Origin of the sequence: Rhodococcus sp. NPDC019647, assembly GCF_044389235.1 — a bacterium.
Lineage (GTDB): Bacteria > Actinomycetota > Actinomycetes > Mycobacteriales > Mycobacteriaceae > Rhodococcus_F > Rhodococcus_F oxybenzonivorans.
The window spans coordinates 138,777-160,648 of sequence record NZ_JBIRXS010000012.1; the positions used below are offsets into that span (position 1 = coordinate 138,777).

Genomic DNA, 21,872 nt, shown 5'->3' on the forward strand with positions numbered 1-21,872 from the left:
CAGAGGTATGGAACCGCAGCGCAGACTCACGTTGGTGACGGGTGCTCCCGAGCACCCGCGGGAGGAGCCGTTGGTGCGCGAGCTCTACGGGCGGGTGCTTCGGGACGCGCGCCGGGACCAGGACCGCAGTCTCGAGGATGTCGCCGCAGAGGTCGGCATGTCCAAGCAGTACCTCTCCGAAATCGAACGCGGCAAGAAGGAACCGTCCTCGGAAATGCTGCGCGCAGTGTGTGGTGCGCTCGGTCTGCCGGTGGAACACCTGCTGTTCCGGTCGGGGCGCCGGATCGGTGCCACGAACAGGAACGCCGGACGAGGCACTCCCACGATGCTCGCGGCCTAGTTCTCCTGTCCCGTGGTGATCAGTGTGTCGGCCAACCCGTAGTCGATGGCCTCCCGGGCGCTGAAGATTCGATCCCGGTCGGTGTCCTGACGAAGACGGGCGATGCTCTGCCCGCTGTGCTTGCTGAGAATTTCTTCGGTCTGCGAACGGACCCGCAGTATTTCGGCGGCTTGCAAGGCGAGATCGGAGATCGTGCCACTGCCCTGCGTGGACGGTTGATGCAACAGAACTCGGGAATGTGCGAGAACGTGACGGTGTCCCTTCGTTCCCGCGGCCAGTAACACGGCGGCGGCCGAAGCGGCCTGGCCCATGCAGTACGTCGCGATCGTCGGCCGCAGGAACTGCATCGTGTCGTAGATCGCGAGCATCGCCGTGGTGGAACCGCCGGGTGAGTTGATGTAGAGCCCGATTTCCCGGTCGGAGCTGTCTGCTTGCAGGTGAAGTAGTTGAGCCATCACCACATTGGCGACACCGTCGTCGATCTCCGTGCCGACAAAGACGATCCGTTCGTTCAACAGCCGGCTGAAGATGTCGAACGACCTCTCACCCGCCGGCGTCCGCTCGATGACATTTGGAATGGTGTACTGGGACACGGCGTCAGAGTCCTATCCTGGGAGCGGTGGTGTGGGGCGCGATTTCAGCGAAGGTCGATACCACCCGGTCGACGATCCCGTACTCACGGGCTTCGTCTGCGGTGAACCAGCGATCGCGGTCGCTGTCGGCTGCGATTTCCTCGACAGGCCTACCGGTCTCGTCGGCGAGAATCTGCTGCGATTGACGTTTCATCCGTTCGAGACTTTCGGCCTGAATGGCGATGTCGACGGCTGTTCCGCCGATGCCTGCCGAGGGCTGGTGCATCATGATCCGGCTGTGCGCGAGAGCGATTCGCTTGCCTCGGGTTCCGGAGCAGAGAAGCACTTGCCCCATGCTGGCCGCAAAACCCATGGCCACCGTGACCACGTCGTTGGGGATCAGTTTCATGGTGTCGTAGATGGCCAGTCCCGCGAAGACGGAACCGCCCGGCGAATTGATGTAGATGACGATGTCGCGCTCGGGGTCGGCGGCCGCGAGCAGAACCAGCTCCGAGCAGGCACGCTCCGCCATTGCGTCGTCCACTTCGCCCGTGAGGCGGATGGTTCGCTGACGGAAAAGCCGGTCTGCCAGTAGATCGCGGTAGTTGAGGTCGGCAAGTGTGGCTGTGGTCATGACCTCAGTACTACCGCCGTATGAGTACTCGATCGGCGATTGTCTGCTGTGGGCAGACACGGCATCTACTGACGTCGGAACGTCGGTGGGCACGATGTGACGCAGATCGCGCGCGTCGCTTCGGGCCCCTCGGACCAAGGTCGAGCTGGGCATTTACCCAGAAAGGTGTCGGGGCGGCGACGAGTAGATGAACTACGCACGACCGGAACGTGAACGACGTAAACAGACCGCTCGGCCAGTGGACATCGGTCTGTCTCCGAGTGGATTTGATGGTTAGGGTGCCCTCATGCACGTTCTGTTCGTTTGTAGCGGCAACGTCTGCCGTTCGCCGATCGCAGAGCGGTTGACGCGCGCCTATGCCGTGGACCGCGGTATTTCGCATCTCACTGCGGAAAGCGCCGGTGTGCGGGCGCTGGTCGGATTCCCCATCGAACCGATCGCGGCGAGAGTAGTGGAAGGTCTGGGCGCCAGCGCCGACGGTTTCACCGCACGACGACTACGCCCCGAGATGATCAAGAGAGCCGACCTCGTGCTGGCCATGACCGAGCAGCTCCGGGATCGCTCGATGGAGCTGGTCCTCGGGACGAGTCACTGCACGTTCACGCTGCGCGAAGCGGACCGGATCGCGAGGGACACCGGTGCCCGGACCGTCGCCGAACTTGCCGTAGCGCGACGGGACTACGGGCCCATCGAGAACCCGAACATCAGCGACCCGGTCGGGCTGAGCGAGGCCGCGTTCACGCAGGTGGGTGATCAGATCGCCGCGTCGTTGATGTCACTGCTCGATGTACTCGACCTCGAGTCGGCCACGAATCCCGAGGTCGACGAGGCCATGTGTCCGGATCCCGCGCCGGAGCCGGAGGCGGAGCCGGAGCCCGAGCCCGTGCCGACGCCGGACCGGGCCCCCGCGCCGACGGCGGCGCCGACGTTCATGCTGCCCTTGTCGCCGCGACCCCTCGTCGCGGCGCGGGCGGCGTCGTCGATCCTCGACTACCCCGTCACCTGGTAGCGCTGAACCGGTAGTCGGCGAACCTCTCATCCACCTGTTCAGCCGAGAGTCCGAAGTCCTCGAGGGTGTACTTGTGGGACGGCCGTCGGTCGCCGGCGCGGCTCTCGGCATGCATGGCCTCCATGGCCGACTGCGCCGACGAGGTCAGCTCGAGGCCGAAATGGGTGTAGACACCCTCTACGGTCCCCAGTGGGTCCGCCACGAAGTCGTGATAGTCGACGTCGAGGAACTGGGCGCTGTCGTGCCGAGCGCGGACTTCGGTGAACTGCTCGAGCCCTCGCGCCCACAAGTCGAGCTGGCTCTCGCCGATCACGTTGCCGCGGAACTTCTCCGACCATCCGTCGGTTGCCTGCTCCGCCAGGCTGCACACCGAGGGGACGATGGTGCGTGGGGGCCGGTGCGTCTGGATTATCACAGCATCCGGATACACCGCGAGTAACTCGTCGAGGGCGAACAGATGGCTGGGATTTTTGAGCACCCAGCGGCGGTCGCGGTCGGGGAGACCGATCAATTGCAGGTTCTTCTTGTGCCGCTGATAGGCGTTGGTCCACGTCTGACCGGCAAGCCACTGCGAGTACGACGGCAGATACGCAAGGCACTCGTAGGAAATCGATTTGAAGGTCTGCCGGAGTAGCTGCCAGCATTCCTCGACCTCGCTCGCGGACATGTAGTGCACACCCATGAACTCGGGCCGTTCGATGTGGTGACGGCTGAAGCCCTCCTCGATCTTCCGGAACACCGGATTCGATGTCCACGTCTCCCGCGGCGGCCGTGGTTGTGGCATCTCCGTCAACCACATCTCGAGTCCCTGGTGCGACGGATCGGCAGTCAAGAGCCGGTGCAGAGCCGTGGTCCCGGTTCGGGGCAGCCCGGTGACGAAAATGGGGCGGTCGATCGAAACGTCGGCGTACTCGGGGTTCTGCTTCCACGCGGCCTCGCTGAGCAACCGGGCCACCAGCGCGCCGCGCAGGAAGACCCGCGCGACCTTGCTGCCCAGCGGTGTCAGTTGCTCGTCGGTGGCGTAGGAGTCCAGCAGTACGCCGAGTGCTTCGGTGTAGTCGTCGGAGCCGAAGTCGGTCAACCCGGTCATGCGGGTCGCCGACTCGTGCAGGTCCTCGACCGTGCCGACGGTGGTGCGCTCACTCATGATGGTCCGGTTCTCTCTCGCTAGTGATGGAATTCGCCGCAGTTGACGTCGAGGCACTGACCGGTGACGGCCCGTGCCATCGGTGATGCGAGAAAGATGACTGCGTCGGCCACTTCGTCGGTCTCGGGCAACCTCTTCAGATCGGTGCCCGCGGCGGTGTGCTCGTAAATCTGCTCCATCGTTGTCCCGTACTTCTCGGCCTGGTGTGCGAAGTACTGCTTCAATGTGGCCCCCCAGATATAGCCCGGTGCAACGGAGTTCACCCGGATGCCCTGCGGCCCGAGTTCCGTCGCGAGAGATTGCGACATAGCCAGCAGGGCGGATTTCGCCATCTTGTAACTGCCGTAACGCTCCTGCGAGTGGCGGAGAACCATCGAGTTGATGTTCACCACCGCGCCCGAAGATTCGGCCAGAGCCGGGGTGAAGAGTTGAGTCAGGCGGAGCGCGCCGAGAACGGTCAGTTCGAAACTGCTGCGAATCGAATCGAAGTCGGTGCGGGCCAGAGGTTTCATCGACGGGACCGAGAACGCGTTGTTCACGAGTACGTCGACCTTGCCATACGCATCGACTGCCGCGGCGACGAGATTCTCCGCCGAGGCGGGGTCGGTGATGTCCGTCGGAACCGTCACCGCGCGGCGGCCGAGCGTGATGATCTCCTTGGCCACCTCCTCGAGCCGGGAGGCGGTGCGAGCGGCGAGCACCATGTCGGCGCCTGCTTCCGCACACCGCACCGCGAGCGTGCGACCCAAAGCGGGTCCGACACCGGAAATAACGACTACTTTGTCGCGCAGCAGGTTGCTGTCGCTCACGGCGGCGCTCATCCCAGCATCCGATCCGCGACAGCCGCTTGCCGCGCGGCGATCCGCGCGGCATAGCCCTCGCGTGTGATGGTGTTGGACCGGTAATACGGGAGCTTTCCGGGGATCTCCTCGATCCCGACGATCTCGATACGGGGCCCGTCGGCCTCGGTCAGTTCCCGGGACACTCGCTGCCAACGGAATTGGAGGTAGCCGCGAAGATGACCTGTCGTCTCGATCCAGTTGGTGACTCCCGGATCGGCTTCGCTGACGACGAGACGAATCATCCCATCGGGGTCCACCTGCGACTGCGAGACGTTCAGCGACGTTTGGTGGTTGATGTAGTCGAGGGAGATGTACCACAGACTGCCGAGCTGAAATCCCTGGTACGGAGCGTCGGACCGCGGAACGGTGATGATGATGGCCTGATCCTCGGAGATGTCGTAGTGACCGACGGAGGAGTACTGGGTGGCCAATCCGCCCGGTGTGAGCCGGGGTTCGGTCATCGTGTTGACCGGAAGGTTGAGATAGAACCACTCGGGGAACTGCAGCCACGTCTTGACCCGTGACACGAGTGCCTTGCCTGCTCGCGCATAGCGCTTCTCCACCGACTCCCGGGTGAGGGGATCCGGCGCGGTACCGCTCGTGTCGGCGCGCGCGATGCGGATCGTTCCACGTCGCTGGCTCCAATCGCTGTAGACCTCGCGGACCACCAGTTGGGAGGATCCGGGCGCGAGCGGAAAATAGTTGCGCCGGCTCGCATCCGGCCCGGCTCCCGGACCGAACCGGAGCTCGAAGCTGCCGTCGGCGGCGATATCGATCTCACGATCGTCGAAAGCGGTCACACTGCCGGGCACATCTGCGGCGGTGTAGTTTCCGCTGAGAATCTGGAAACTGAGGTCTGCTGTGGTGCCTCGCGTGCCGGTGACGACGTATTCGACGTCGTCACTGATCCGTGCGCCGAAGTACAGGGTGTCGGGGTTGTCGAGGCCCATCTTCATGTAAGGCCCCGTGCCGGAGATGAACGTCGGGTGGGATCGTTCGGTGGCCCAGGCGGCATGGGTTGTCGCGAGGATTCCGCCGGCGAGGTACTGGTAGCCCTCGAGCAGATCCTGCTCGGTCCGGATGTGGGGGGCGGTCTCGATCAGTTTCTCGGCCTCGGCCAGGGCGTCGGCGAATGGGTCGGTCAGCACACCGTGCTCCTCACGATGGGGTGGTACATATATGTACCTGCGTGGTAGAACGTGATGGACCGACAATAGAACGTGTTCTAAGGAGTGGTCAATGGTTGCCATGGACGACGGCGTCGACAGAGCCCAGGGGCGACGGTCCCCGCCGACGGAACGGGTGGTGCAGGTGCTCGACTTCCTGGTGTCCCGCAAGGAACACCGGTTCGGCCTCTCCGAGCTCGCGCGGACCCTCGACATCAGTAAGCCGACGTGTCTCGGCATCCTCACCGAGCTGGTTCGCGGCGGCTATCTGGTCCGCGACCCGATTGCGAAGTCCTACGGCCTCGGCCCCGCACTGATCGCGGCCGGGCGTGCGGCGCAGCAGGGATTCGCGGCCGGTCCGGTCGCGCGCAGGCATCTCGCGGCTCTCAGTGCCGAGTATCGGACGACGTGTACGGCGTCGGCGGTGGTGGGCGACCGGATCGCCGTTCTGGAACTGACGAGTCCTCCCGGCGTGCGAGCGGCTGCCAAGGTGGGGGAGATGTACCCATTCGCACCACCTGTCGGCCTGATGTATGTGCTCTGGGACGGTGAAGACGCGCTGCAGTCGTGGCTGCGGCGAGAACCGACCCTGCCGGTTCGCCTCGATCGGGAGCGGCTGCGCAAGGTGGTCGAGGAATGCTCAAAGACGGGATATCTCGTCGAAACGCTCACTCCGGTGGGTCAGCGTTTGCACACCTTGATGGCCGGCGTGGCCGCCCACGATCTGCCTACGGAACTACGCGACGTTCTCGGCGAGATGGTGTCCAGTCTGGGTGAGCGCGTGCACCTCGATGCCGAACATGCCGATTCCGGCGCGGCGCATCCGGTCAGCCTGATTGCCGCGCCGACATACGACGCGGAGGGACATCAAGCCATGGTGCTCACGTTGTATGTGGGCGCGGAGCTCGCATCGGACGACATCGCTCGTCGAGGCAAGGCCCTCGCGGCGGCCGCGGACGCGATCACTCAGGAGGTGGGGGGACGTCGGCCTCCGACAGCTGGGCATTGACCTACTTCTGAAACACGTTCTATTGTCGAGGGGACCTTTTCGACCGGCCTGGTCCAAATATGAACCGCGCTCGGTTCGGCACTCGCGACGAGGAGTCGCCCCATGACCTCATCCATGGCACCACCCGTCTACGAACTGTCGCACCTCGGCGCGCTCGAGGCCGAGGCAGTGCACATCTTTCGTGAAGTGGCCGCGACGTTCGAGCGTCCGGTTCTGCTCTTCTCCGGTGGCAAGGATTCCGTGGTGATGCTCCACGTCGCCGCGAAGGCATTCTGGCCCGCACCTGTTCCTTTCGCCGTCATGCACGTGGACACCGGGCACAATTTCGACGAGGTGATCGAGTTCCGTGATCGCACGGTCGAGCGTCTCGGACTGCGGTTGGTAGTCGCACGTGTGCAGGACGACATCGATGCCGGACGTGTCAGCGAAGAGACGGGAGCGCGGGCCAGCCGGAATCGGCTCCAAACTGCGGCGCTGCTGCGCGCGATCACGGACAACGGCTTCGACGCCGTCTTCGGTGGTGCCCGCAGGGACGAGGAAAAGGCGCGCGCGAAGGAGCGGATCTTCAGCTTCCGTGACGAGTTCGGGCAGTGGGAGCCTCGGGCGCAGCGCCCGGAACTGTGGAGCCTCTACAACGGGCGGCACCGCAAGGGTGAGCACATCAGGGTCTTCCCGCTGTCCAACTGGACCGAACTCGACATCTGGCAGTACATCAGCGAGGAAGGCATCGACCTTCCCCCGCTCTACTACGCACACCGCCGCGAGGTGGTGCCCCGCGACGGAATGCTCCTTGCGCGTACTCGTTTCCTGACACTGCTGCCCGGCGACGAACCGTACGAGGCGCTCGTGCGGTTCCGGACCGTCGGCGACGCCACCTGTACGGGATGCGTCGAATCCTCGGCCACCACGGCCGAGGCCGTCGTGACGGAGGTGGCGGCCAGCCGAGTCACCGAGCGCGGGGCGACCCGGGCGGACGACCGGATCTCCGAGGCCGGCATGGAGGATCGCAAGAAGGAAGGATACTTCTGATGCCGCAGCTACTTCGGGTCGCGACCGCGGGAAGTGTCGACGACGGCAAGTCCACTCTCATCGGCCGTCTGCTCTATGACTCCAAGGCGATTTTCGAGGACCAACTCGAGTCGGTGGAGCGCACCAGCCGCGAACGAGGCGACGAGCACGCCGACCTCGCTCTGCTCACCGACGGCCTTCGCGCGGAACGGGAGCAGGGCATCACCATCGATGTCGCGCACCGCTACTTTGCTACCCCGCACCGTAAATTCATCATTGCGGACACGCCGGGACACGAGCAGTACACCCGGAACATGGTGACCGGTGCCTCGACCGCCGACCTGGCATTGATTCTCGTCGACGCCAGAAAAGGGGTGCTCGAGCAAACCCGTAGGCATGCTTTCATCGCGAGCCTTCTCGGGATTCCGCACCTGGTGTTGTGCGTGAACAAGATGGATCTGGTGGGGTGGTCGGAGCAGCGGTTCGAGGAGATCAAGGAAGAGTTCCGTCAGTTCGCGATCAAACTCGAGGTGCACGACCTCACCTTCATCCCCGTCTCCGCATTGCGTGGCGACAACATCGCGCAGCGGACGGCCAACATGTCCTGGTACGAGGGTGCGTCACTACTGCACCATCTCGAGCAGGTGCACGTCGCCTCCGACCGCAATCTCATCGACGCGCGCTTCCCGGTGCAGTATGTTGTGCGGCCGCAACGGCAGACCGATTCCACCTGGCACGACTTCCGAGGTTATGCAGGCACGATCGCCAGCGGAGTATTCAAGCCGGGGGACGAGGTGGTGGCGCTCCCGTCGGGATTCACCTCGAGAATCAGCGCCATCTGGGGGCCTGGCGGAACGACCCTCGACGAGGCTTTCGCACCGTCCGCGGTGTGCGTACAGCTGGTCGATCAGTTGGACGTCGGCCGCGGAGACATGTTGTGCCGCCCCAACAATCGCCCCCTCGTCGGCAGCGAACTCGACGCCATGGTGTGCTGGTTCAGTGACCAGGCTTCCCTGAATCCGGACGCGCGGTACACCCTGCTCCACACCACCCGCGCCGTCAGGGCCACGGTGGCCCGCCTCGACTATCGGCTCGACGTCAACACCCTGCACCGCGACGACACGGCCCGCTCGCTCTCACTCAACGAGATCGGCCGAGTGCAGCTGAAGACCTCCCAACCGCTGATGTTCGACCCGTACCGCCGCAACCACGTGACGGGCAGTTTCGTTCTCGTCGACGAGAGCACGAACAACACCGTCGGTGCCGGAATGATCACCGGGCCGACCCTCTCCCCGGCGAAGGTGGTGTGGCATGCGGCGGCAGTGTCGCGCGAGGAGCGGTCCACCCGTGGTCGCACCGTCTGGCTCACCGGGCTCTCCGCTTCGGGGAAGTCCACCGTCGCGGTCGAACTCGAGCGGCGGCTGGTCGCCTCCGGCGTGCCCGCGTACCGGCTCGACGGCGACAACCTGCGACACGGGCTGAACTCCGATCTGGGGTTCGGTGCCGCGGACCGCTCGGAGAATGTCCGACGGGTAGGTGCGGTGGCGCAGTTGCTTGCCGATGCGGGCGTCGTCGCGATCGCCTGCCTCATCAGCCCCTACCGAGCGGATCGCGAGCGCGTGCGCGAAGAGCACCGGGCCGCCGGGCTCGACTTCGTCGAAGTGTTCGTCGACACGCCGGTCGAACGATGCGAGGCCCGTGATCCCAAGGGCATGTATGCGAAAGCGCGGGCCGGGGAGATCACGGGATTCACCGGAGTCGACGACCCGTACGAGGCACCCGAGCGTGCGGAACTCGTACTCCGGCCGGAGGACGGCACGCCGACCGAACAAGCAGCGAAGATTATGGAATTGTTGAGGCGTGACCTCTGACGCGCGGCTCGCGGCCGATATCGCCTCCGGTGCCGGTGCCCTGTTGCTGGATATCCGTGCTGCCGGACTCGGATCCGCGGACGGGCGTGAGCTGGGCCGGCGTGGTGACGTCGCCGCCGACGCCTTCATCGCCGGAAAGCTGGCCGCCGAGCGTCCTGGGGATTCCGTCCTTTCCGAGGAGTCGGCCGACGACCGGTCTCGCCTCGACAGCGATCGGGTCTGGATCATCGATCCCCTCGACGGCTCGAAGGAATACGGCCTACCCGGGCACTCCGACTGGGCGGTGCATGTCGCGCTGTGGGAGCGTGGCCGGGGTGTCACCGCCGCCGCGGTCGCACAGCCGGCCCTGGGGGCGGTGTACGCGAGTGACGACCCGAGCCGCGCAGTCCACGCCGAGGAATTGCCGGCGCGGCCCCGCATCGTGGTGAGTGCCAGTAGACCGCCGGCCTTCATCGACGCCGTGGCGACCCAGGTCGGCGCCGAGGTCCGGGCCATGGGATCGGCTGGGGCCAAGGCGATGGCCGTGCTGCGGGGTGACGTGGACGCGTACGTGCATGCGGGCGGACAGTGGGAATGGGACTCGGCGGCCCCGGTCGGTGTCGCCGCCGCCGCGGGCCTGCATTGCTCACGCATTGACGGGACTCCACTGCAGTACAACCAGTCTCATCCCTATCTCCCCGATCTGGTGATCTGCCGGCCTGAGCTGGCGCAGGTCCTCCTCGCTGCGATCGCGGACCACGCCACCGACTCCGCCGACAGCGGACGCGTCGCGATGGCCCGTGCCTACATTGACGCGCTCGTGAGCCACGACGCGACCAAGGTCCGCCTCTCCGAGACGGCCTGGCGTGTGGAGAACGGTCAGCACACCGGCGACTCGGGGGCGTTCATCCGGGACGAACTCGAGAACGGTCCGCAATACCAGGCCATCCAGGCAGTTCGCGATCTCTCGTTCCACGAGTGGGGGGAGAATGTGGTGGCGCGATTCCTGCTCGACCTCGGCGCCGCGCCGACCGAGGTCACGACGGTCCGGATCACCGAGCATTTCCACATTCCGGCGGGAGCGATCCAGTCGGTCATGGCCATCATCGAACCGCACGTAACCGAAGGGAATGCCGATGAGCCCCGATGAACTGGTCACGCAATTCTGCGCCGAATGGTCTGATCCGGACCCCGCAGCGATCGCGGAGTACTTCTCGGAAGACGCGGTTTACCACAATATTCCGATGGAGCCGGTCTGTGGGCGTGAGGCGATCCGCGAATTCGTGGCAGGCTTTGTCGCCGCTTTCGGCGGCATCGAGTTCCGGGTGCAGCGCCAGGTCGGCAGTGTCGGCAGCGCTGACGACGCCGGCGGGAGCGGCGTGATCATGAACGAGCGGGTCGACGTGTTCGACATCAACGACACCCGGGTGGAGCTGCCGGTGGTCGGCGTCTTCGAGATCGCCGACGGCAAGATCACCGCGTGGCGGGACTACTTCGACATGGCCCCGATCCAGGCGGCAACGGCCGGAGGCTGACTCCCGCGCAGGCCGCAAGTTGACGTCAGATTCACATGCGCTCTACTGTGACCGGACAAAACTATGACGGCCGTCACATGCGAGCGGTGGGAGGCCGTACCGGGGGTCGATTCGCCCGGTAGCCAGCCGAACACCGCCCGACCAGGAGGAGAGCGCCGATGACCCAGATCAACACCGTCCGTGGGCCTGTCGACAGCGCGGACCTCGGTCGTACATACATGCACGAGCACGTGTTCGTGCTGACTGCCGATGTGCAGCAGAACTATCCGGATGAGTGGGGAAGTGAGGACGAGCGCGTTGCGGACGCGGTGGCGAAGCTTCGTGCGCTGACCGAGCAGGGAGTCCGGACCATCGTCGACCCCACTGTCGTCGGCCTCGGTCGGTACATACCGCGCATCCGTCGGGTGGCCGAACAGCTCCCGGACCTGAACATCGTTGCCGCAACCGGGTTGTACACCTACGACGACGTACCGTTCTTCTTCCGTTATCGAGGTCCCGCACTCGACGCCATGGTGGGCGCCGAGGTTCCCGATCCGATGGTCGATATGTTCGTCAAGGACATCGAGGTGGGAATCGCCGACACCGGGGTCCGGGCAGGGTTGCTCAAGTGCGCTATCGATGAACCCGGATTGACGCCCGGCGTCGAGCGCGTGATGCGGGCGGTCGCGAAAGCCCATCGGCGTACGGGGGTGCCGATCACCGTACACACCCATCCGGGCAGCGCCGCCGGTGTGCACGTCAAGCGGGTCATGTGCGACGAGGAGGGGGTGCGGCCCGACCGGATCGTCCTCGGGCACAGTGGTGACACAACGGACGTCGAGCATTTGACGAGCCTGGCGGAGCAGGGGTTCATCCTGGGAATGGACCGGTTCGGCATCAATCTGGACACGACTTTCGAGGCGCGCGCGGACACGCTCGTGGAGATGTGCCGCCGCGGGTTCGCCGGGCAGATGGTGTTGTCCCAGGACGCATCCTGTTACATCGACTGGATCGATCCGAATCTGATGGCGGCGCTCCCGCAGTGGCACTACCTGCACATCGAGAACGACGTGCTGCCGTACGTCCGCGAGCGTGGTGTCACCGAGGACATGATTTCCGAGATGCTGGTGGAGGTCCCGCGGCGATATTTCGAGAATGCATCTACGTATTGAGCCGATTCACTTGAAACTGAGGCCGGATTCAAGTAATACTCTAGTATGGAGAAGTCGGATGGTGGGGGAGTTCTTCCCGAACGAGGAGACGACGGTCCGCCCTCGATGGCGAACGCCACCCTCCTCCGGGAGCCGCCCGTAACCGCACGAGGAGTCCGTACTCGGAATCGGCTGGTTGCCGCCGCGCGCGTTGTGTTCGAGCGGGAGGGCTATCTCGATGCCCGACTCGTCGACATCACCAAGGAGGCTGGGCTCTCGACCGGCTCCTTCTACACCTATTTCACCAACAAGGAACAGGTTTTCGCCGCCGTCGTCGAGGTGACCCAAAATGACCTGCTCCACCCCGGCATGGGACGAGTGGCCGACGAAGGCGATGTACACGCGATCGTCGAGGCGAGCATCCGCGCGTATCTGCACGCGTGCCGCAGAAACGCGCGACTGCTTGCGGTGCTGGAGCAGGTGGCGCATGTCGACCCCGAATTCCGGGAACTCGAACGCCGTCGCGACGACATCTTCTTCCGACGCAACGCCCGAGCGATCGCGGACCTGCAGGATCGCGGCCTCGCAGATGCGGTGCTGGATCCGATGCTCACGTCCAAGGCGCTCTCTGCCATGGTCGGCAGGACGGCGTACAGCTATTTCGTCGGACCGGTGAGCGAAAGGAAATCTCTCTCGTTCGATCAGTTGGCGACAGGCCTGGCGCGAATGTGGACGAATGCTCTGCGCGTGCCGGATTCTGTCCGAGGTCAGTAGCCGGGCGCGCGCAGAATTCGCAGGACGAGGTCGGCGTTGATGTCGCCCAGCTCTTCGGGGGTGAATTCGCCGTCGGGGTCGTACCAACGGCAGATGTCGATGGCGAGCGACATGATGGCGAGCACCGCGACTCGGGGATCCGGGATCAGGAAGACGCCCTCGTCGATTCCCCTGCGCACCTCGCGCATTGCTGCGACACGGATTTGTAGGCGTGTCTGAGCCACGGCCTCACGGTGTTCCGCGCGGAGGTGCCGGCTCTCGTACTGCGCGATGCGGGCTTTTCGAAAGTTCGTGGCGTGCAACATGCTGAAGTCCCGAACCAAGGCGCGAACCCGGTCGATCGGGTCGGTGAACGGTGCAACCGCATCGAGCACCTGAGCCAGTGCCCGTTCATGGGCGCGGCACACGAGCCGGAACAGCAGTTCTTCCTTGGAGGGAAAGTGTACGTACATCGCGGCGGGACTCAGTCCTGCCATTGCGGAGATGTCCCGGGTGGTGGTGGCCTCGAAGCCCCTGTCCGAGAACAGCATCGTAGCTGCGGTGAGTAGGCGTTCCTCGGAGGACGACAGATCGCGAATGGGTTGACCGGGAGCTGGGGTTTCGTCCCGTAGATCTGTCATGCGTCGTCCTCACCGGTGCGGCGGGCCGGGAGCGCCCACCGCACATAAATGTCGAAAGTATCGCCTCGAGTGATTGACATCACACGACAAGTGAAACACACTAAGCAAGCGCTCACTGACTTGAAGTTGGCGTCATGTTCTAAAACTTCATCTCTAGCCACACCCCACAGACCTATCTCGAGGAGTGATTGGATGACTACATCCGCGGTGCAGCCGAGTAAGGACGCAACCGGCGACACGGCCGTCCAGCGGAAGCGGGCACACCGGAAGCTGCTGGCGGCAGGTCTCGTCGGCAGTTCCATCGAGTGGTACGACTTCTTCCTCTACGGAACCGCTGCGGCTCTTGTCTTTCCGCAAGTCTTTTTTCCCGACTCATCGGCGCTGATGGGCACTCTGCTGTCGTTCAGCACTTTCTGGGCGGGATTCGTCGCCCGGCCTCTCGGCGGACTGGTCGCGGGCCACTACGGTGACAAATACGGGCGCAAACCCGCGGTGGTGACCTGCCTGCTCTTCATGGGCCTCGCCACCTTCCTCATCGGATGCCTCCCGGGTGCGTCGACGATCGGAGTGGCTGCACCGATTCTGCTGGTGGTGCTGCGCTTCATCCAGGGCATCGCGTGCGGCGGTCAGTGGGGTGGGATCGTCCTTCTGCTGACCGAATCGGCGAGTCCCAAACGCAGAGGGTTCTCCGGCACCTTCGGCCAGATGGGTGTCTCGTTCGGTGTGCTGCTCGGCAACCTCGTGTTCCTGGGCGCCACCGCCGCCATCTCGAACGAGGCGTTCCTCAGTTGGGGTTGGCGTATCCCCTTCTTCGCCAGTGCATTGCTGTTCCCCGTCGTGCTCTACATCCAGACGAAGGTCGAGGACACACCGGAATTCCGCGAGCTGCAGGAAGAGGCACAGAAGGGTAAGGAAACGGTAGTCCGGGCACCGCTCACCCAGGCGATCAAGGACCACTGGCGCAAAATCTTGCTGGGGTGCGGTCTTCTCGCGGCCACCAACTCGTTGTTCTACATCTCGATCGCCGGCGTCCTCAGTTACGGCACTGCCGAACTAGGCATGAAGCGCAACGATCTGCTGGCGATCTCGCTGCTCAGTGCAGGCCTCACCGTCGGTGTGGTGTTGTGGTCGGGGCACGTGTCCGACAAGATCGGTCGTCGGCCGATGATCCTGTTCGGCGCCGGAATGATCGTGCTCTGGGCCTTCCCGTACTTCTGGCTGATCAACACGAAAAACCTGATGCTGTTCTTCATTGCAGTCACCGTCGGAAGTGTGTTCCAGTCCATGACCTACGGTCCGATCGCGGCCTACATGGGCGAGCTGTTCGCACCCAACGTGCGCTATTCGGCAGCCTCCCTGGCCTACCAACTGGCTGCGATCACGGTCAGCGGTGGCACTCCCTTCATCATGACCGCGCTGATTGCCAAAACCGGCACCACCACGCTCGTCGCCGTATTCGTCGCCTTGATGGGGCTGGTCACATTCCTCTGCGCGTGGCGGCTCCACGAGACCAACCCGGCGGAAGTCCGTAACGACCCGAACGCTGTACCCGGAGCTCAGTTCTACTAGTACGGCATCAAGGCCGAAAGAATGCCCACCGCCGAACGGCGGTGGGCATTCCTTTCGTGGCAGGGGTGTTCAGTTGTCGCTGATCTTCAGTACCAGCTTGCCCGTGTTCGCGCCGTCGAACAGCATGGTCAGCGTGCGGCCGAAAGCTTCGACACCGCCGGTTTCCACCTGCTCCCGGGTCACGATGTCACCGTTGCGAATCCACTCCGACATCGCCTCCATGCCCTCCTGGAACCGATCGAGATAATCGAAGACGATGAATCCGGTCATCGACGCCCGGTTCACCAGTAGCGACAGGTACCGAGACGGGCCGGGCTGTGGATCGGTGGCGTTATATCCGGAGATCGCACCGCACAACGCGACCCGCGCATTCTTGCGCAGACGCCCCAGTGCGGCGTCGAGAATGTCACCGCCGACATTGTCGAAGTAGATGTCGATGCCGTCGGGTGCGGCCGCCCGCAGCGCGCGGCCCACCGGCCCCGCCTTGTAGTCGATCGCGGCATCGAAACCGAGCTCATCGGTGAGCCACGCGCACTTCTCGCGGCCACCGGCAATGCCGATCACCGTTGCGCCGTTCAGTTTGGCGATCTGGCCGGCGATGCTTCCCACCGCTCCCGCCGCTCCCGAGATGAGCACGACGTCACCCTTCTCGAGCTTGCCGACATCGGTGAGGCCGAAATAGGCGGTCATGCCAGGGAATCCGAGTGCACCCAGCCAGGTGGGCGCGGGTGCGAGTGTCTCGTCCACGACAAGAGCGCCCCGGCCGTCGGACACCGCGAACTCCTGAATTCCGAACTGTCCGGAAACGATTGCCCCTTCCGGGAACGCCGGAATCTTCGACGCCACGACGCGGCCCACGGCATGCGCGCGCATCACCTCACCGATCTGAACGGGCGGCACGTACGACTTCACGTCGTCGAGCCAGCCACGCATGGCGGGATCGAGCGAGGCATAGTCGACCTGCACGGTGAACTCACCGTCCGATGGTGTGGGAATCGGTTCGGAGACGATCTCCCAGGTGGAGTCGTCGGGCCGGCCGATCGGGCGTTTCGCCAGTCGAACCTGTCTGTTGACGGATGTCACGGTGTCACCTTTCGAGGTACCTCAACGGTCAATGGGTCAGTTCTCAGCGCGGCCTTGTCGATCGACCGCTTGAGGATTTTTCCGGTCGAGCCCTTGGGAAGGGCGTCGACGATCGAGATGATGCGGGGAATTTTGTACGCGGACAGCCGCTCCCGAGTCCACCGCGTGAGCTCGGCGCCGTCCAGTTCCGATCCAGGCAGGAGGGCGACTACCGCGGCCACCTCTTCTCCGTAGTGGTCGTCGGGAACACCCACGACCGCGGCCTCGACGACGTCGGGGTGCGTGTACAGCACCTCCTCGATCTCACTGGGATACACGTTGTAGCCGCCGCGAATGATGAGGTCCTTGACCCGGTCGACGATGCGGAGGTCTCCGTCCGAGTCGACACAGCCGAGGTCGCCCGTGCGGAACCAGCCGTCCGGTGACAACACGTCTGCGGTGTCGACGGGCCTGCGCCAGTACCCCTTCATCACCGTGGGACCTTTCACGAAGACTTCACCGACGGTGCCGGGTGTGCACTGGTTCCCGTCGTGGTCCCGGACCTCGACCTCCATACGGGGAACGGCGCGTCCCGTGTAGCCGGTCTTGCCACCGCGATCGATGTCGTTGAACGTGCCGAATGCGGTCGTCTCGGTGAGCCCGTACCCCTCGAGGATGGTGCACCCGAAGCGCGTTTCGAATGCGCGGGCCACCTCTCCGGGCAGCGAGGCGCCGCCGGAGATAGCGATCCGAAGCTGAGCGAAATCCTCCGGGTCGGCGTCGCCGGCCGCGTGGAGCATCGCATTCCACATCGTCGGGACACCGGCCATGATGGTCAGGCGGTCGCGGCGCAGCATCGCCAGCATCGCGGACGGGTCGAACCGCGCCAGCAACGACAAGGAGCCGCCACCGGTGAATGTCGCCATCATGACCGAGGCCTGTCCGAAGACGTGGAAGAGCGGGAGCCCCGTCCCTGTGCGGTCCTGGCTCGAGCCGCGACTGCATTCGGCGCCGATCTGCCCGCCCGACAGCAGGTTTCCGACGGTCAGTTCCGCACCCTTGGGCCGTCCGGTCGTTCCGGACGTATAGAGAATGGCGGCGGTGTCCTCGCCGTCCCGGTCGACGATGGGCTTCTGGAGCCCGTCCGAGGCAATTATTTCCGGGGACAACGTCCAGACCGGGACGTCGAGCGCTGCCGCCGCCTGGCTCATCGCGGGCCCCAGTTCGTACCAGAGGATCGCCAGCGACACACCGGCGTCGCTCAGGACGTACTCGGTTTCCGGCCGAGTGGACATCGTGTTCACCGGGACCACCACGGCCCCGGCCGCCTGAATCGCCAGGTATGCCACCACGAACTCGGGCACGGACGGGGCGGCGAGGAGCACGCGGTCGCCGCGCGAGATACCCCATTCGCGAAGCGCGCCCGCGTAGGTCGTGCTCGCGATCTGCAGCTGTCGATAGGTCAGGGTGCTGTCTGCACCCCGCAGAGCAATGTTGTCGGGGGTGGTGTCCGCGTGGAAGCACACGGGGTCGATCACGTTTGCCATGTACGTCAGCCTCCGAGTCGAGCTTCGATCAAGGGATCACGCGCGAGTACGTGCCGCCGTAGGATCGGCGGCACGTACAGACCGAGGCCTAACCGGCTTCGACGACCCGGGCTACCGACTCCGACACGACCACCGGCTTGTCGGAGCCTTCCCGTTCGACCACCTGAGTCATCGTCACCTGGATGCCGCCGCCGACCTGTTCGGCGGCCGTCACGGTCGCCCGCATCCGGATCCGCGAACCGACGGGAACGGGGGCGGGAAACCGGACTTTGTTGTATCCGTAGTTGAGGCTGTGCGCGAAACCGTCGAATCGCAGCAGGGTCGCGGAGAGGGCAGGTCCGAGGGACAGGCTGTAGAGACCGTGCGCGATAGTTCCGCCGAGCGGACTCGATGCGGCGCGTTCGGGGTCGACGTGAATCCATTGATGGTCACCGGTGGCGTCGGCGAACGCGTTGACCCGTTCCTGTGTGACCTCATGCCACTCGGTGGGGCCCAATTCTTTCCCGATCAAAGCGGTGAGCTCGTCGTAGCTCGCCGGGCGGACGGGCAGTTGAGTCGTGTCGGTCATCGGTCTCCCTCGATCGCGGATGGTGGGTGTCGGTCATGTCTGAGGCGAACTGCACTGCGGTTTCGCTGCACCGCCACTTGAACTTGACGACGGATTCAACTATACAAAAGAGAGACGCGAGTCACAATGTACGGCGAAGGAGAGGAAGCCTCGTGAAGGTTGCACAGAAGGTCGCCAGCTATGACTACTGACGAACAGACGATCGCGCGAGAACTGACCGAACGGGTCACGGCGCTGCTCGAGCAGAACGACACCTCGAATCCGACGCAGTTCCTCGGCGCGCGGTTCGACGCCGGCCTCGCGTGGGTTCACTTCGCGCCCGGACGTGGCGGGCTCGGTCTGCCGCAGAGCTTCCAGGCCCAGGTCGACGCGCAGCTGGAAGCGGCGGGCGCGCCGGCACCGGCAAAGGGCCGCAACGGCATCGGCCTGGGGATGGCCGCGCCCACCATCGCGGCCTTCGGGACCGACGAACAGCAGCGAAAATATCTGCGTCCGATTTTTACCAGCGAGCACATCTGGTGCCAGTTGTTCAGTGAGCCGGGGGCGGGTTCCGACCTCGCTGCCGTGGCGACGCGTGCGGTCCGTGACGGCGACAACTGGATCGTCAACGGCCAGAAGGTGTGGACGTCGGGCGCGCAGAATGCGCAGCGGGCTATCCTCGTGGCCCGCACCGATCCTGCCGTGCCTAAACATGCGGGTCTTACCTACTTTCTCTGTGACATGAGCGATCCCGGCGTCGACGTTCGCCCCCTGCGCCAGATCACCGGCGAGGCCGAGTTCAACGAGGTGTTCCTCACCGACGTGCGAATTCCTGACGCCGATCGGCTCGGGGACGAGGGGCAAGGCTGGCGGGTGGCAACCGCGACCCTCAACAACGAACGCGTTGCGATCGGCGGGTCGGCCGCAGCGCGCGAAAGCGGCATGATCGGCCCCGTGGCCGCGGCATGGCGTGAACGTCCCGAACTGCGGGACCCGGCAATGCACGACGAACTTCTCCGGTTGTGGGTCGAAGCCGAAGTCGCCCGGTTGACCGGTGAACGGCTACGGCAGCAACTCGCGGCCGGGCAACCCGGCCCCGAGGGGTCCGGACTGAAGCTCGCCTTCGCCCAGCTCGCACAGACCATCTCCGGTTTCGACATCGAGCTGCACGGCGAAGCGGGTTTGCGCTACGACGACTGGACCATGCGCAGGCCCGACAAGGTGGACTTCACCGGACGTGAACCCGGATACCGCTACCTGCGCGCGAAAGGTAATTCGATCGAGGGCGGCACGTCGGAAATCCTGCGGAACGTTATCGCGGAACGTGTTCTCGGGCTGCCCCCCGAGCATCGCGTCGACAAGGACATCGCTTGGAAGGACCTGCCCCGATGAGCACCGCAGATCTGCTGTACACCGACACCGAAGACGCCCTCCGCGACAGTGTCCGGCGGCTGCTCGCCGACCGTTGCCCGCACGAGCTCGTCATGAGCGCCTACGACTCGTCGCCCGGTGACTTCTCCGCCGTCTGGAAGTCGCTCGCCGTCGAACTCGGACTGTCCGGTCTCCTCGTCCCCGAATCGATCGGCGGGGCAGGGGCGGGCGCAAGGGAAGCCGCCGTGGTCATGGAAGAGATCGGACGTGCCGTGGCGCCCGTCCCGTATCTCTCGAGCGCTGTACTCGCGACGGTCGCGCTGGTGAAGGCGGGAGACACGACCATCGTCCGGGATCTCGCCGAAGGCTCCACCACCGGTGCCCTCACGATCGGCCTGGCCACGCCGCCCGACCGCTTCAGCGCGACCGTCCGACTGGGCGCCGACGGGTTGACCGGCCGCGTCACCAGTGTTGCGGGCGCCGCGGAAGCCGAACTTCTGGTCGTTCCGGTGCAGGGGCCCGACGGGCTCGAGCTTCACACTGTGCGCACGGACAGCGCCGGCGTCACCGTGACCCCGATTCTCGCGCTGGACATGACGCGTCCCCTGGCCGATGTCGACTTCACCGCTGCGTCGTCGACTCGGGTCGACGACGGTGCGGCAGTAGAGGCCATCAGTGGCGCTCTCCTCTGCGGTGCTGCGCTCCTCGCCTCCGAACAACTCGGAGTGGCACAGTGGTGCTTCGACACCACGCTCGCCTACGTCAAGGAGCGCAAGCAGTTCGGGCGTGCCGTCGGCTCGTACCAGGCGCTGAAGCATCGTCTTGCCGACCTGTGGCTGGAGATCACCTCCGCCGCTGCGGCTGCTCGTTACGCGGCTGACACCGCTGCTCGCGGCGACGCGGACGCCGAGATCGCGGCGGCGCTCGCGCAGGCGTATTGCAGTGGTGTCGCCGTTCATGCCGCCGAAGAATGCGTCCAACTACACGGTGGACTCGGCATGACCTGGGAATACCCCGCGCACCTCTATCTGAAGAGGGCGAAAAGCGATCAGCTCGCCTTCGGCACGGCCTACCGTCACCGAGCGCGTCTCGCCGAATTGATCGATCTGCCCGCGTAAACCGTTTCACCCCACCGACAGTCAGGAAGAAGACGATGAAGGCATGGCGTGTCCACGAACTCGGCGAGCCGCGTACCGCGCTGCAACTCGAGGAGGTCCCGGACCCGGTGGCAGGTCCCGGCCAGGTGCTGGTCAGGGTGCTCGCCGCACCGGCGAACTTCCCCGATGTGCTCCTGTGCCGAGGGGAGTACCAGATCACGCCGCCGCTGCCCTTCACCCCGGGTGTCGAACTGTGCGGCGAGGTGGTTGCCGTCGGAGACGGTGTCACGCGGTTCACGCAGGGCGACCGGGTGATCGGTAATCCGAACCTGCCCGGCGGCGGGTTCGCTCAGCTCGCGGTTCTCGACGAGGCGAACACCTTCACCGCACCGGCCGCCCTCGACGACGCCGAAGCGGCGGCGCTGAGTATCGGATACCAGACGAGCTGGTTCGCCCTCCATCGTCGGACGCATCTCGAGGCGGGGGAGACTCTGCTCGTGCACGCCGCGGCCGGCGGAGTGGGTAGTGCCGCAGTGCAATTGGGGAAGGCGGCCGGGGCGAAGGTCATCGGTGTGGTCGGAGGGGCCGACAAGGCGGAGTATTGTCGCCGGCTCGGGGCCGACCTGGTGATCGATCGCCGCACCGAGGATTTCGTCCCACTCGTCAAGGAGTTCACCGGTGGACGCGGAGCCGACGTCGTCTACGACCCGGTCGGTGGAGATGCCTACGCCAAGTCCACCAAGTGCATCGCTTTCGAGGGACGCATCCTGATCATCGGCTTCGCGGGCGGCACCATCCCGACTCCGGGACTCAACCATGCGCTGATCAAGAATTACTCGATCATCGGACTGCACTGGGGCCTGTACAAGCAGTACAACCAGCAGGCCATCGCCGATTGCCACGAGGAGCTGACCCGGCTCGCCGCGTCCGGCGCGATCCGGCCCCTCATCAGTGAGCGGCTCTCGCTCGCCGACGTCGCCGACGGACTCGGCCGGCTCGGTGAGGGCAGCACCGTCGGTCGGCTCGTCTTCCAACCGTGAAAG

At 64.9% G+C, this 21,872-nt stretch carries 22 protein-coding genes; 13 read left to right on the top strand and 9 right to left on the bottom strand.

Annotated features, from left to right (window positions below):
• Positions 1 to 7: 7 nt before the first annotated feature.
• Positions 8 to 340 (top strand): helix-turn-helix domain-containing protein, encoded by a 333-nt coding sequence (locus tag ACH49N_RS21765; protein ID WP_159921142.1) that lies wholly within the window; start codon positions 8 to 10, stop codon positions 338 to 340.
• On the opposite strand, the gene ACH49N_RS21770 is transcribed toward ACH49N_RS21765, so the two are convergent.
• On the bottom strand, positions 337 to 933 hold the full coding sequence (locus ACH49N_RS21770; RefSeq protein ID WP_358277477.1) for an ATP-dependent Clp protease proteolytic subunit: 597 nt from the start codon (positions 931 to 933) through the stop codon (positions 337 to 339). The genes ACH49N_RS21765 and ACH49N_RS21770 overlap by 4 nt on opposite strands.
• A 4-nt stretch (positions 934 to 937) precedes the next feature.
• Entirely contained in the window at positions 938 to 1,546 is a 609-nt protein-coding gene (locus ACH49N_RS21775; protein ID WP_109328632.1) for a ClpP family protease, read from the bottom strand.
• 286 nt (positions 1,547 to 1,832) lie between these two features.
• Between ACH49N_RS21775 and ACH49N_RS21780 the strand changes: the two genes are divergently transcribed.
• Positions 1,833 to 2,555 carry a low molecular weight phosphatase family protein gene (locus ACH49N_RS21780; RefSeq protein WP_358277475.1) on the top strand — a complete coding sequence of 241 codons (723 nt, stop codon included), beginning with the start codon at positions 1,833 to 1,835 and terminating at the stop codon, positions 2,553 to 2,555.
• On the opposite strand, the gene ACH49N_RS21785 is transcribed toward ACH49N_RS21780, so the two are convergent.
• The 3 genes from ACH49N_RS21785 to ACH49N_RS21795 are packed head-to-tail and all read right to left on the bottom strand — an operon-like array spanning position 2,545 to position 5,692.
• Entirely contained in the window at positions 2,545 to 3,702 is a 1,158-nt protein-coding gene (locus tag ACH49N_RS21785) for a sulfotransferase (RefSeq protein ID WP_358277473.1), read from the bottom strand. The two genes, ACH49N_RS21780 and ACH49N_RS21785, sit on opposite strands and share 11 nt — an antisense overlap.
• A gap of 20 nt (positions 3,703 to 3,722) precedes the next feature.
• A complete protein-coding gene (locus ACH49N_RS21790) occupies positions 3,723 to 4,523 on the bottom strand; it encodes an SDR family oxidoreductase (protein ID WP_358277471.1) in 801 nt (266 codons plus the stop codon).
• Positions 4,520 to 5,692, bottom strand: a complete 1,173-nt coding sequence (locus tag ACH49N_RS21795) for a hypothetical protein (RefSeq protein WP_358277469.1) — start codon at positions 5,690 to 5,692, stop codon at positions 4,520 to 4,522. Before ACH49N_RS21795 ends, ACH49N_RS21790 begins: the two co-directional genes overlap by 4 nt.
• 100 nt (positions 5,693 to 5,792) lie before the next feature.
• Here ACH49N_RS21795 and ACH49N_RS21800 point away from each other — a divergent pair, with 100 nt between their 5' ends.
• The 7 genes from ACH49N_RS21800 to ACH49N_RS21830 all read left to right on the top strand — a co-directional run bounded on the left by ACH49N_RS21800 (position 5,793) and on the right by ACH49N_RS21830 (position 13,016).
• Positions 5,793 to 6,719 carry a helix-turn-helix domain-containing protein gene (locus ACH49N_RS21800; protein WP_358277493.1) on the top strand — a complete coding sequence of 309 codons (927 nt, stop codon included), beginning with the start codon at positions 5,793 to 5,795 and terminating at the stop codon, positions 6,717 to 6,719.
• A 102-nt stretch (positions 6,720 to 6,821) separates the two neighbouring features.
• Positions 6,822 to 7,748 (top strand): sulfate adenylyltransferase subunit CysD, encoded by a 927-nt coding sequence (gene cysD / locus ACH49N_RS21805; RefSeq protein WP_109328644.1) that lies wholly within the window; start codon positions 6,822 to 6,824, stop codon positions 7,746 to 7,748.
• Positions 7,748 to 9,598, top strand: a complete 1,851-nt coding sequence (gene cysC, locus ACH49N_RS21810; protein ID WP_358277467.1) for an adenylyl-sulfate kinase — start codon at positions 7,748 to 7,750, stop codon at positions 9,596 to 9,598. Before cysD ends, cysC begins: the two co-directional genes overlap by 1 nt.
• Positions 9,588 to 10,727: a 3'(2'),5'-bisphosphate nucleotidase CysQ gene (locus tag ACH49N_RS21815; RefSeq protein ID WP_358277465.1), complete on the top strand. Its 1,140-nt coding sequence runs from the start codon at positions 9,588 to 9,590 to the stop codon at positions 10,725 to 10,727. The genes cysC and ACH49N_RS21815 overlap by 11 nt, the downstream gene beginning before the upstream one ends.
• The gene (locus ACH49N_RS21820) at positions 10,714 to 11,112 is read left to right on the top strand and encodes a nuclear transport factor 2 family protein (protein ID WP_358277463.1); all 399 of its coding nucleotides are present in this window, start codon (positions 10,714 to 10,716) and stop codon (positions 11,110 to 11,112) included. Before ACH49N_RS21815 ends, ACH49N_RS21820 begins: the two co-directional genes overlap by 14 nt.
• A gap of 158 nt (positions 11,113 to 11,270) precedes the next feature.
• Positions 11,271 to 12,263 (top strand): phosphotriesterase-related protein, encoded by a 993-nt coding sequence (locus ACH49N_RS21825; RefSeq protein WP_358277461.1) that lies wholly within the window; start codon positions 11,271 to 11,273, stop codon positions 12,261 to 12,263.
• A gap of 105 nt (positions 12,264 to 12,368) precedes the next feature.
• Positions 12,369 to 13,016 carry a TetR/AcrR family transcriptional regulator gene (locus ACH49N_RS21830; protein ID WP_358277491.1) on the top strand — a complete coding sequence of 216 codons (648 nt, stop codon included), beginning with the start codon at positions 12,369 to 12,371 and terminating at the stop codon, positions 13,014 to 13,016.
• Here the strand turns inward: ACH49N_RS21830 and ACH49N_RS21835 are convergent.
• Entirely contained in the window at positions 13,010 to 13,636 is a 627-nt protein-coding gene (locus ACH49N_RS21835; protein WP_358277459.1) for a TetR/AcrR family transcriptional regulator, read from the bottom strand. The genes ACH49N_RS21830 and ACH49N_RS21835 overlap by 7 nt on opposite strands.
• Positions 13,637 to 13,828: 192 nt before the next feature.
• Here ACH49N_RS21835 and ACH49N_RS21840 point away from each other — a divergent pair, with 192 nt between their 5' ends.
• Positions 13,829 to 15,205, top strand: coding sequence for an MFS transporter (locus ACH49N_RS21840; RefSeq protein WP_159921168.1), 1,377 nt, complete (start codon positions 13,829 to 13,831; stop codon positions 15,203 to 15,205).
• A 69-nt stretch (positions 15,206 to 15,274) separates the two neighbouring features.
• Here the strand turns inward: ACH49N_RS21840 and ACH49N_RS21845 are convergent, their stop codons facing one another.
• From ACH49N_RS21845 to ACH49N_RS21855, 3 genes are all read right to left on the bottom strand, one after another.
• Complete coding sequence (locus tag ACH49N_RS21845) at positions 15,275 to 16,288, bottom strand: NADP-dependent oxidoreductase (RefSeq protein WP_358277457.1); 1,014 nt, start codon at positions 16,286 to 16,288, stop codon at positions 15,275 to 15,277.
• Positions 16,285 to 17,814 carry an AMP-binding protein gene (locus ACH49N_RS21850; protein ID WP_358277455.1) on the bottom strand — a complete coding sequence of 510 codons (1,530 nt, stop codon included), beginning with the start codon at positions 17,812 to 17,814 and terminating at the stop codon, positions 16,285 to 16,287. Before ACH49N_RS21850 ends, ACH49N_RS21845 begins: the two co-directional genes overlap by 4 nt.
• Positions 17,815 to 17,902: 88 nt before the next feature.
• Positions 17,903 to 18,382 carry a MaoC family dehydratase gene (locus tag ACH49N_RS21855; RefSeq protein WP_317768833.1) on the bottom strand — a complete coding sequence of 160 codons (480 nt, stop codon included), beginning with the start codon at positions 18,380 to 18,382 and terminating at the stop codon, positions 17,903 to 17,905.
• A gap of 180 nt (positions 18,383 to 18,562) precedes the next feature.
• Here ACH49N_RS21855 and ACH49N_RS21860 point away from each other — a divergent pair, with 180 nt between their 5' ends.
• The 3 genes from ACH49N_RS21860 to ACH49N_RS21870 are packed head-to-tail and all read left to right on the top strand — an operon-like array spanning position 18,563 to position 21,869.
• Positions 18,563 to 19,753, top strand: a complete 1,191-nt coding sequence (locus ACH49N_RS21860; RefSeq protein ID WP_358277453.1) for an acyl-CoA dehydrogenase family protein — start codon at positions 18,563 to 18,565, stop codon at positions 19,751 to 19,753.
• A complete protein-coding gene (locus ACH49N_RS21865; RefSeq protein WP_358277451.1) occupies positions 19,750 to 20,850 on the top strand; it encodes an acyl-CoA dehydrogenase family protein in 1,101 nt (366 codons plus the stop codon). The genes ACH49N_RS21860 and ACH49N_RS21865 overlap by 4 nt, the downstream gene beginning before the upstream one ends.
• A 35-nt stretch (positions 20,851 to 20,885) precedes the next feature.
• On the top strand, positions 20,886 to 21,869 hold the full coding sequence (locus ACH49N_RS21870; protein WP_159921180.1) for an NADPH:quinone oxidoreductase family protein: 984 nt from the start codon (positions 20,886 to 20,888) through the stop codon (positions 21,867 to 21,869).
• The last annotated feature ends 3 nt before the right edge of the window (positions 21,870 to 21,872 follow it).